Below are 10633 nucleotides of genomic sequence, written 5' to 3' on the forward strand. Positions count from 1 at the left end.
AGAAAATGCGTTTATATAGTTTTTTACAGTATTACGGGAAACACCGGTATGGGTGGCAATGGAAAGTTTGCTCCGCCCTTGGCTGTACATTCTGAGTATCTGTCTTATCTTGCTCATGCTAATCGTGGAATTGGCCATTTCGGAGGGATTATATATCCATCAAAAATAGGGTTGCTCCAATAGCATTTGGCCCCGTTCCAAACTGGTCAGTTTAGTCCGAAATCAGGTGGTCAGTTTCCAGCGGAATAGGTGGTCAGTTTAAACCGAAATGGGGTGGTCAGTTTCAGCGAAATCTCCAGGTATCACCTTATAAACGAAAGAAATGATAAACCGGGATATAGTGTTATTGTAATTCTGTATATTCCATCTTTAGCTTTTTGAGCTTAGCCCGTGCTGCTGCTTCTTCCAGTAATATCTTATTAAGTTCTTCCGTAGCCTTTAAAATCTCTACCTGTAATAAATAATGACTCCAAGATCGATGCCTTGAAACTTCTATTACCTTTTTCATAGTTGCACTAAGCAGTGAAACACCCCAATATGCTGATCTTGAACCTTCTTCTATATCAATGTCGATATTCTTGATTATCCCCTTAGGGTCAGAGATTCTTAAAAACAGCTCGGATTTTTTCCATCCATAAGTAAATTCAACTACTGAAGACAATTCCCAATCATTAATTGATGTTGATTTTATTACGCCATCTTTATCAATCATCCGTAGCTGGGCTGTACCCTGACCATTATCATCCTTAATAAATGTGATTGTAGCGAAATGGTGGTATCTCTCTGGATATTCTTCAGCACTTTCACTAGCCGTGGAGTTGTTAACGTTATAACCAAGTAATTTCATTTGTTGTACATTAATGGGCTGATAAAAAATTCTGGATATTGTGGTTTGGACTGTTCTCACTTGCTGAACTATAGGGTGAAGCACGTAAAATATTAAGAAGTTGTTTCACCTTTTAAACGTCATAGCTAATAAGAAGATCTTTATTTACTCATTCTTCCGGCTCATTGAAACCCACAGGGAATTCGGGTTTGCGTCCTCCAAAAAGCTCTAACGGCTTATCTTCAACAATTTGTTTAAAGAACATACCAAGTCTGGTAATCTCCCATTTTATCTTTGCATCAACTTGGACAGCACCTCTGGAACTGGTGCGAGGATCAACTTTCTTCGTCACAATTTCACTCTTGATTAAACCTAATGTCTCTAGATCTGATTTCAGATATACTGGCAGCCTGCTGATGACGGGTGTTGAGCTAAAAAACAATAAGTCATCAATATATAATCTGTCCAATGTAAACGATAGTCGCTTGTAAAGTCTAAATGTCAATTCATCCCTTGATAAATACTTTGCTGCTTGACCTAAAATCCTCGCTTTTTTGACATCATTAAATCGTTCCAGTGCTATCATTGATGCCTTGCCAAACTTTTCATTATAGCTTTTGTCCGATTGAATTTTATCGATCATTTTTAATCTCTGCTCAGTTGGGACTTCGCCAACTGTACGGAGAAATTCGACTACCTTCTCTAGGAATAGCATATCCCTGACTGCGATGGTTGCCTTTACACCTTTAGAGAAATAAGAGATAATGGGTATACCTTCGCCTAAATCTAGAAGTTTATCTAATGAATAATCTCCTAAGCTTCCAACTATATCAAATAAATTGTCTTTAGCAATTGAGGCTTCTAGGGAATCGCTTACATTGTTTATTTCATTCATTATTTTAGATATGGGTTCAATGGTAAATACAACAACCAGATGATCTAATTAAATTAATCGTTAGTAATTTCATTAGCTTGCCAAAAAGATTTTCGCCAACTTTCTATCATTGTCCATAAGTTCTGTAGTCAATGCTCCTCCAGTTAGTTATGTTATTGTTTGACATATCATTAATTTGAAAGCATATCAGTACCTAAAGATATTTTCTCTGATCCTATTAGCTTTATATTCATTTCTAGCAACTTCCAGAATTCGTTCATCGATTTGTTCATGGATATAATGCAACTCAACATAGTTAATAGGAGGTCTGGGGTTGGATACCACCTCTTGTTTAAGTTCTGTGAGAAGTGCTTTTATTGGTTCGTGGTCAAAATCACTTTCAATTGAATATTTATAATACGGTACAGAACATCCAATGAACTCATTTGTAAATACACCATCTATATCTTGCAAGATTGTATTATAAACGTAGTTTTCTAATATAAGTCCGTCATTTCTATCAATCTTCTCTCCATACCTACCGAACTTTAATTTCTCGATTAAGATTCCCAGTTGCCTCGCTAAATTAGTATATCGCCTTAGCGTTGTAGGACTAGGGTTGAAATTTGAAAGAGATTGGCTCACAATTTCTAATTGTTGATTAAGTTCCTGGAGCTGCTTTTCATGCTCAATTGGTTCCTTATTATTATTCACACAATAATCTCTAAGACTCTTTACCTGTTGTATTTTTTTAATAAGTCTATTAAACTCTGTGATGTGTTGAAATTCTTCATTATCTCCTTCCATATCGATGTCTATTTATATAGTAAAGATATTAACGCAAAACGAATTAGTTAGTAGTGTTGATAAGTTTGAGCACTGGCTCACCCACAGCGAACAGAATTGCAAGTCTTCAATAACTATTAACGGTTAATATGTTACTGTTGCTTAATCAGGATATCTGTGATTGTCTTCATGAACCTGGGATCATTGGGGCCTGGAAGATCTTTAACTAAAACATCACCTTTGTTATTTATCAAAATATACCTCGGGATCGTAGCCATATTCAGATTTTGGTTTAGGTATGGTTTTGCTTCTTCCTTTAATCTATAACTATGAGTTAGATCCAAATCAGAACTTTGCTTTTTCCACGTTTTCACTCTAGAATCATAGGAAACGAAAATATAACCAACATCCTTAATCGATAGACTGTCTTTCTTTTTTATTGCAGACGGCATCACTTCTATGCAGGGTGCACACCATGTCGCCCAAAAGTCAACCACAATCAATCTGTCATTTTTAAAATCTTTTAAATTGAAAGGCTTATCATTAGTACCCACAGCGTCGATTTTTATAGTGACCGGTAGGTCTGTTCTGTATTTGCTTAATTTGGTAATGAATTCCCTAGCCTTTGGAGTTTCACGGAATTTGCCAGTTAAACGTTTTTCAATGGCGATATAAAAGTCTCTGTTTGTTTCAAGATCTTTAGCCTCCGATAGCAGATAAATTGAAAGGTAACTGTTTGGGTTTTTCTGGATCATCTCATTAGACAGATCAGAGATGAGGGTACTCGCCAACTGTTGATACCTCGTGACTGAGTCATCAAAAACCTTGAGTAGTACTTTGTCGCTAGAATATCCTGCTTGTTCACTCTTCAGCTCAAAAACCTTTATTTTATTCCTCAACTCTCTATTCCTTCTATGTTGTTCAATGTCGAATTCAAGAAACTTCTTGGCGTTATTGGAATTAGTCTCAATCATATAAATATGATCCCTAATATCTTTTCTTCCTTCTGCATGAAACTTATAAAATGAGTCATGTTCGACAAAAAAAGGAATTTGATAAGACCATGAGTTACGTGTGCCTACAATTTTATCACCAAAGTAAAGTTCGCAAATGTTATTATTCCATACTCTTGCGGTCAAGGAGAATGACCCGTTATTGATCACAGCACTATCAAGTGCTACAAGATTCTGTTTAAGATAAACTGTTGTTCCTTCCAAACTGTCATTAACCGAGCCAGTAACGAGCAGTTTAGTTACGTCTGGATGTTGGTTACATGAAAAACATAATGAGGCGACAGCAAGTATTTGTAAAACTTTAATCCTTATCATTGTTAACAGGGGTTCTATTTCGATAGTAATATAAGTAATTAAAACAAATGTGGAAAGTGTTCTGCGCAAACGATCCGAGTTGAAGCTAAAATTCACCAATGTTGTATTTACTTACTATGATGTCTATGAACACTTATTATCGCTCACCATCAGCGAACTGAGGAGTGGTGTTTGAAAAGAAGTGCAATTGCACGATTCAAACTATGTTCTATACGAGAGGTTGGCAAGACATTTGAAAGGATTGTGTGTTGGAACATCAAATGGCGTGACAATCTTGAAGCCACGACGATACGCAGGTGAGCAAAATTACAAGGAATGACCACCTTTTAAACAGAAAAGAAGGTAAGCCTAAAAGGTGGAGACAATTCCGCATGAACTGTGAATTTGTTTGCTACAAGCAGCATGACAGATGTCGAAGCAAGGGAATAGAGTATGCACATTTTTTATTGAAGGGGTTTAATATTAAAAGCGTAGGGAATAAAATGTACGGAGTATCTGGCGTAGATGGTTGGTCAAACTTACGAGGAGTGAATACCGATGTTCCGGCGACTTGCTTTGATAATACCACACCCCCCTCCTAAGAACGAATGCTCGGCACTACACTATAAAAACAGCACTGCATCAACTTCACCTTATAAACCAATGAACAAGGAGGGCATCAGAACTCTTAAGCCACCAAAGAGCGGATGCCTCTTCTTGGGAATGAAGACAAAGATTTACCTACGTTTCTTAGAATTAAGGATGAAGAACCTCATCACACTATTCTAATAAATAACATTAAATTATTGAATTTTACTTTGGCAGAGGCTTGACTTAAAGCTGATATTAGTTTAAGTTAGTTATTGGAAGTCCGTATGTTCCCCGTCAAAGTCATACATTACGCCTGTTACTTTGCCTTTCTCGAAGGCGGTCCTTAGTCGTGCAGAGATGTAAGTTTTATTTGTAATACCCCACACGGTGAAAATGTCATGTTCTGGGTAATAATCATTTTTAAATTTGATATTTACAGGTACAAGGGAGGTCCAGTCACCATACCTGTTTTTCCTTAGTTCTTCGTACAAGGCTCTAAACTGTCCAATGCTACCTATTGCTACAACTTCACCCACTTTAGTATTGTTTTCAACCCTTGTCTTTCTAAATATGCTATTAGTAAAATCGACTCGCTCTGTATAACTATTTACGCAATGTAGCAACTTATAATTTGGGTGATAAAGCTCCTTATGTTTTATGCCAACCTCATAATATTGAATGTTAGCTGTATCATAGTTCGCTATTATTTCCTGTACTTTACCACTGCAAACAAAGCCAACTGAAATTATAGCGGAACTTATAAAGTCAGTTACAGCAGCACCATTCCGTAGTACTAATGTTCCAATATATGGATTGAAGTCGGGGAAAGCATTACCCTCAACATTCCAGATAAAATCTTTATCAGTTACCTTTCGGTCAGACTCCATTTCAATGTCCTGAGCCTGAGGGAAACTTGTTCGACCAATGTTCTTTATTCCGTAGTGTAGCGAGTAATATTCCATGGATTTTATAAATGTAACCGCTGTTGGCGAAGGTTTTTAGTTGATTTAAAATATTACTGTCAAACGCTCCGCAAGGTTCTCAGGAACATTAGAATTAGTTTTTAAGATCAGTTCTTTGTCAATAGAAGAAATTGCGGGCTGAGCCAATCGTAGCTTCTTAATTATTTCTTGATCAAACGATAGTAGTTGCTTTACTAATTCACTTGCGTCAGTATATTTCTGGTCATTTGAAGTCCATATTCCATTCCCATTTGCCAATGTATACTCAATTGAGAACAAGTTTGCTAATCCTTCTTCTAAAACATTGGCTCTATTTGTGCCTGTTGGAGATAAACAATGTATAGCTTCATGAGCAACTTGAAAAACAGCCCTATCAATGTCATTAATGCAGTTCATTGAAATTTGAATTACTAAATTTTTACAGTCGCCAGGATACCATATTCTCGGATGGCCGTCTTGATTAAGTTCAACTCCTAAAATTGTATATGTATAGTCTCTAGGTCCATATTTTTTTTCTGCTATCCTAAGAATATGCCCGAGCTTTGATGTAATCGTCCAACTGTGTCCGTTGGTAGTTCGGTGTGAAATAAAAATTGAACTCATAAATTGTCTGTTGTATTAAAATTACCGTTGACTTATATCTGGTTCTAACCCTATCAAACCTATTCATCCTACTTCCTATTGATGAGTCTGATGATCTTCAACCTACGTTAAATGTATAAATAAAATAACAAATTATATATCACCAACTTATTTCTTTCTATAGATAGCTCTAAAAAAGAAGCTTCACTTTTAACCAAGCGACTAAAAAAAGCCCTTCCTCGCTTAAGCCACCAATAAGTGAAACGCTATGAATAGGAATGTGTCGAAGTTCTTCATACTACATGTAATCCATATAAAATTAACAAAAGAGCGTAGGAGGTGTCTGATCCATAAAGTAGGCACATGCTACATTGTTGGAGGTTCTGCCTTGCTCGATGAACTCATCATACTTAGATTGGTTGTCTAATTTATTAAAGCTCTTGGGTCTGGTATATAGATTGAATGTGTCTTCAATGAAATTGTATTCAATGTAATATATGTGCTCTAGCTTTATGTTTTTAGCTACAATCATTAATGCTGGTTCAACATTAAAAAGTTGAACATTAAAAAGCAAATAGCCAGATACCTCATAGATAAATATGCAATGACAATCTTTTTTTGGAGATATGAGTATTGGAAAAGTTTCAGGAGCATCGCTCATATCAACTAAAGAAAGCCAGTTCTTTGGCAGTAAGCCCTGAGCATTGAATCCTTTACCTTCAACGTATGGCAATGTTGATTTTGCATAGTTATTGCTATGTAGCATCCAATACTTAAAGCTTGAAAACTCAATATTCTTGCAGAAGTTGTCACTTTCCATTAAAGTCAAAAACTCATATGCGATCTTGCTGCAAAGCTTAAGATACCTTTTGATTGACCAAGAGTAGTGTGTATGATAGTCTTTAATTTTTGGAAAGGTGTGAGATTCTAATCTTAGGTTTTTTGACCTTTGTTGCTCGACAGCTGCCAATAATCTTGCTAATGCTTCTTGTGTTCTGCCGAGAACAATAACCTTTCCCTTATATTGGAAAGCTCTTGGACTAAAGTTATCGGGTAACTTAGCTTCGATATAGGTGGTAAATCTACCATCCATAATGTCATCCTCTATTAAATTCATAATTTTCGTAGCCAGCTCTGGAGTGTCATGGTCCAAATGGCCTGAGAAGTAAATCAAATCTTCTTTAGAGTTCAAAATCAACTGGTTACCAAGTAGATCCCTAACATAATCATGATTAGTTACTAACCATTCATTGATGCTGTCCATCCATATAAAATTAGGCACATATCGTAGATTCGATAGAGTTTTAGCTTTATTGAAAACTTGGTTGGCCCAAGTTGCGACTGGTGTGTATTTAAATATCCAATCTTCTATACCATTACCAAAGAAAGAGTTACAGGTTGTGCAAACGCTACGTTTGAGCTTGTTTACTTCATGTTCTGACTTAATGAGCTTTCTTGAAACAATGTGAGCAACATTTTTTTTATTGACTTCTCCACACCAAATACACTGATGGTGCGCGGATTCGTTCTCTACTACTCTACATTTGATAAGAGTAATTAAGTAAGGTTTTTGCTTATTTGTGTTCATCCATTACGATAACTATTGGTAGTACTAAGGTATATAATATGTATTACTATAAAAGATCTCACAGCATACCATCTTTTGATGCAAGCCACCAAAGAGCGGATGCCTCTTCTTGGGAATAACAGAAAATGACTTATAATAAAGCTACCAGTTTCTGTAAGGTATTTCAGATGCAGAAACTTCATTAATACCTATTAATTTTTTACAAGCCTGGATTGCTAATTCTTCATCAAGAGTGGGTGAAATAATCGCTTCATTAATAGTTTTATCCTTTAAATCCATAACTACAAATGGTATTAGTGAGCTTTTACCCTCTCTGAATTGAACATTATCAGTATATCGAAATGGCTTTTCATGATGTTCAGCTACAACTATTCTCCACTCTTTTTCTTCATGGAAGGCAGGATTTTTAATATATGGTATGTGTTGATATGCACGGGAGATTAATTCATATGGAAGACCACTGAGAGGCTTGGATGTACCTCTGGTTTTTTCTAACTCTCTCTGTTCAAAGTATGCTTCAGGGGTCATCCTAACAATATCTTCTTTGACAATCGCTACAATCTCCTCGACGGTGTATACACATTTCCTTAATGTTGTATTTGCATTTGCAGCTATGGACTCTTTTAATAAGGCTTCATCGAATGAGATAGAATAACCACCATTGGGACAATAACCCCTCCATTGGCTTAAAGTATCTTTGTTTTCAGACAGAGAAAATGAAAAGATTGAGGGGATTTCTTTGTTCCGTTCAACAGCATCAATTAACTGGCTGGCTAAATTATTGTCGTACTGCTCTTTCAGAATTTTAATTACCATGTCAAGTCCATACTGATATTCGACAGCATCGTTCATGTACATCATATGTGTAAGCCATAAAGATTTACTGTTGACCATACCTAATAAGCCACCTCTTGAGGTATAATGATAAAGTTTTTGATCTGCCATTTTGAGAGGTTATAAAATCTATTGTTAAGTATGTTTTTGCAGTTAAGAGTAATATATCAATTACAAGTATAACAAAAAAGAGCCATATCTTTCGATACAGCTCTCAATTTTTAGTTGGCAAAATCTAATGCTACTAAGGCAGGTTCATCATCTTCAATGATCACTCTTTGAAAACTTCTTCTAGCTATTAAGCTTTTGTAGTTGGATGTTAAATAAAAACTTAAATACTCCTTAAAACACCTGTGGTCGCCAACAAAGTAACTGGTAATAATGTTTATAGTCCTGTTTCCATAATCTAGATAATATGGATTAAGCATTACTTTGGCATTCAATCTGTTTATCAGTTCGGCTACCTCGCCAAGTTTGTAATGAGGTACAACGGTATTTGTTAGCTTGGATCTGAACTCGATACATTTAAGATTGTGCACACAATCGATATTGATCAAGAAGGTGCTCCCATCCTCCAGTTCAATATTTACCTGAAATGAATTATTATACTTATAATAAACAAATCGGTGTTCGTTTAGGTATTCAACAATAGAGTTGTGACACCTTATCTCAAATTGGTACGATGTTTCATCAGCATATAAATTGGTTTCCTCAATGGCAACTGGTGGCAGTTGTATGGTTTTAATCACCTCTTTAACCATCCCGTTTTTCTTGCCCAGGATGTAGCTGCCTATTGCAAGTGCAATGATTAGCAGGGGAAATACGTATAACATCATAACACCTATTTTGTCCTTTTCTCTAATGCACAAAAAATTCTTCCGTACTTCCCATCTGATGGCTGACCAAGCGAGTCGGTATCAAGTTTCGTAATGACGATACCTAAGGTCAGGTTTCTGACTTTTTCTTCTGTGAGATAATCACTTAATCGCAACTCAACCTTTTGACCATCCTTGGTATAGTTATGTAAATAGATTTTATCATTTAATTCAGAGTTTGCATCTTTATTGAGTATCATCTCTTCGCTACTGCCGTCTTCCTTTAAGATAACATAGTTAGGTTTGAACTGTAGGTTGAAAACCTTTCCTTTAAACATTTCACGCATTCTACTTGACGCATTATAATCGTGAAATGGCTCTGGATTACCATAGCTAGGTGTTGTTTCTGTATTAAAAACTAAATAGTCACCGTCTGGTGAGTTCTTGCATCCAATTGAAATAAGTACGATGAAAGTTAATAAGAGTTGGTTAAATTTTAACATGTGTTTTCTGTTTAAACCGATAGTTCCAACTCGGTTAAATGCGGAAAGCGCAGGGAACTGAACCAATCTGCACTCAGAGGCTCCTAGGAGGGCCCATTGCAACAGACGGCCAGCACCTACGCTTTTGCGCAGGCGAGAACCAATCTGTTCTTGTTGCAATGTTTGAAATGTTCCTAGGATTTCTGAGGTGCAAGAACGATAGCTACGCTATTATCTTAAATATGTTAATTGAGGTATTTCTGTTTCTTCTTATCGTGGTTGTTTACCGTAAAGATAAACAACAACAATGAAATTTAGGAGTAGTTAGCTCCTAAATATTTTAGCTTGCCTTTCCTTCAACTGTAGAAATAGAAATGTGCTGCTTTTCACCGTCGATCAATCGTTTCCAAAGAAAGTTGTGCACATCAGATGGTTCGGTAGCACATCTAATGCGTTCTTCTACATTTATTTCTGTTACGTCCTTCGCAGAAATGGTGATCAACGTTCTAATCATCTGGTTAAATACCCTAGTGCCAAACTTTGAAATTGCTTCTTCATCGTAATTAAAGTAGATTAGGTGGTAGCCATTCTTGTTCCTTCCAAACGTTATGTTGAAGTGGAAACAGAGAAACTCGCTGATCAGTGTTTCATTGGTTTTGAGCTTTTCATGGTTCAATAGCACTGTAGTTGTATATTTCGGAGAAACTGACCATGTGATTCCGTGGCAAACTGACCACCTAATTTGCTGGCGAACGAACGTTGCAAATGCTATAGAAGCGTTAACAAAAGTAGTTATTTAAAGTTGTTTTTTATTGGAAGCTATTTTCTTGCACAGGCACCCTTTTCTTCCGCATTGATTCTCCCTTGAGTTCAATACGGTTGGCATCATGAACAATCCTATCCAATATTGCGTCGGCAATGGTTTTTTCACCAATCACTTCATGCCATTTGCTTACTGGCAGCTGTGAGGTAATGATAAGTGAGGT

General features: G+C 36.3%; 13 protein-coding genes. All 13 read right to left on the reverse strand.

Features of this window, described 5'->3' with window-relative positions; all coding sequences use genetic code 11:
* Nucleotides 1-138, reverse strand: a 138-nt coding sequence (locus FA045_RS18525; RefSeq protein WP_169305084.1) for a helix-turn-helix domain-containing protein, incomplete at its 3' end; no start/stop codon positions are given.
* Between the two features lie 205 nt (nucleotides 139-343).
* Nucleotides 344-847: a hypothetical protein gene (locus FA045_RS18530; protein WP_136878572.1), complete on the reverse strand. Its 504-nt coding sequence runs from the start codon at nucleotides 845-847 to the stop codon at nucleotides 344-346.
* Nucleotides 848-995: 148 nt separating this feature from the next.
* The gene (locus tag FA045_RS18535) at nucleotides 996-1721 is read right to left on the reverse strand and encodes a hypothetical protein (protein ID WP_136878573.1); all 726 of its coding nucleotides are present in this window, start codon (nucleotides 1719-1721) and stop codon (nucleotides 996-998) included.
* Between the two features lie 186 nt (nucleotides 1722-1907).
* Nucleotides 1908-2507, reverse strand: coding sequence for a hypothetical protein (locus FA045_RS18540; protein WP_136878574.1), 600 nt, complete (start codon nucleotides 2505-2507; stop codon nucleotides 1908-1910).
* A 131-nt stretch (nucleotides 2508-2638) separates the two neighbouring features.
* A complete protein-coding gene (locus FA045_RS18545) occupies nucleotides 2639-3814 on the reverse strand; it encodes a TlpA disulfide reductase family protein (protein ID WP_205943195.1) in 1176 nt (391 codons plus the stop codon).
* Between the two features lie 839 nt (nucleotides 3815-4653).
* Nucleotides 4654-5346, reverse strand: coding sequence for a hypothetical protein (locus tag FA045_RS18550; RefSeq protein WP_136878576.1), 693 nt, complete (start codon nucleotides 5344-5346; stop codon nucleotides 4654-4656).
* 45 nt (nucleotides 5347-5391) lie between these two features.
* The gene (locus FA045_RS18555) at nucleotides 5392-5949 is read right to left on the reverse strand and encodes a hypothetical protein (RefSeq protein ID WP_136878577.1); all 558 of its coding nucleotides are present in this window, start codon (nucleotides 5947-5949) and stop codon (nucleotides 5392-5394) included.
* A gap of 298 nt (nucleotides 5950-6247) precedes the next feature.
* Nucleotides 6248-7516 carry a hypothetical protein gene (locus FA045_RS18560; protein ID WP_136878578.1) on the reverse strand — a complete coding sequence of 423 codons (1269 nt, stop codon included), beginning with the start codon at nucleotides 7514-7516 and terminating at the stop codon, nucleotides 6248-6250.
* Between the two features lie 141 nt (nucleotides 7517-7657).
* Entirely contained in the window at nucleotides 7658-8461 is an 804-nt protein-coding gene (locus tag FA045_RS18565) for a DUF2971 domain-containing protein (RefSeq protein ID WP_136878579.1), read from the reverse strand.
* Nucleotides 8462-8571: 110 nt separating this feature from the next.
* Entirely contained in the window at nucleotides 8572-9186 is a 615-nt protein-coding gene (locus FA045_RS18570) for a hypothetical protein (protein WP_136878580.1), read from the reverse strand.
* A 5-nt stretch (nucleotides 9187-9191) separates the two neighbouring features.
* A complete protein-coding gene (locus FA045_RS18575) occupies nucleotides 9192-9827 on the reverse strand; it encodes a hypothetical protein (protein WP_136878581.1) in 636 nt (211 codons plus the stop codon).
* A gap of 160 nt (nucleotides 9828-9987) precedes the next feature.
* The gene (locus FA045_RS18930) at nucleotides 9988-10161 is read right to left on the reverse strand and encodes a hypothetical protein (protein WP_169305099.1); all 174 of its coding nucleotides are present in this window, start codon (nucleotides 10159-10161) and stop codon (nucleotides 9988-9990) included.
* Between the two features lie 295 nt (nucleotides 10162-10456).
* On the reverse strand, nucleotides 10457-10633 hold a 177-nt coding region (locus tag FA045_RS18580; protein ID WP_169305096.1), incomplete at its 5' end, for an ATP-binding protein.

It is taken from the genome of Pedobacter cryotolerans, from assembly GCF_005116475.1.
Lineage (GTDB): Bacteria > Bacteroidota > Bacteroidia > Sphingobacteriales > Sphingobacteriaceae > Pedobacter > Pedobacter cryotolerans.

Bases quoted from the DNA above. Each gene is read 5' to 3' on its own strand.
- FA045_RS18565 (WP_136878579.1), bottom strand. From the start codon at position 8,461: ATGGCAGATCAAAAACTTTATCATTATACCTCAAGAGGTGGCTTATTA.
- FA045_RS18570 (WP_136878580.1), bottom strand. From the start codon at position 9,186: ATGATGTTATACGTATTTCCCCTGCTAATCATTGCACTTGCAATAGGC.
- FA045_RS18540 (WP_136878574.1), bottom strand. From the start codon at position 2,507: ATGGAAGGAGATAATGAAGAATTTCAACACATCACAGAGTTTAATAGA.
- FA045_RS18930 (WP_169305099.1), bottom strand. From the start codon at position 10,161: ATGATTAGAACGTTGATCACCATTTCTGCGAAGGACGTAACAGAAATA.
- FA045_RS18530 (WP_136878572.1), bottom strand. From the start codon at position 847: ATGAAATTACTTGGTTATAACGTTAACAACTCCACGGCTAGTGAAAGT.
- FA045_RS18545 (WP_205943195.1), bottom strand. From the start codon at position 3,814: ATGATAAGGATTAAAGTTTTACAAATACTTGCTGTCGCCTCATTATGT.
- FA045_RS18550 (WP_136878576.1), bottom strand. From the start codon at position 5,346: ATGGAATATTACTCGCTACACTACGGAATAAAGAACATTGGTCGAACA.
- FA045_RS18535 (WP_136878573.1), bottom strand. From the start codon at position 1,721: ATGAATGAAATAAACAATGTAAGCGATTCCCTAGAAGCCTCAATTGCT.
- FA045_RS18555 (WP_136878577.1), bottom strand. From the start codon at position 5,949: ATGAGTTCAATTTTTATTTCACACCGAACTACCAACGGACACAGTTGG.
- FA045_RS18560 (WP_136878578.1), bottom strand. From the start codon at position 7,516: ATGAACACAAATAAGCAAAAACCTTACTTAATTACTCTTATCAAATGT.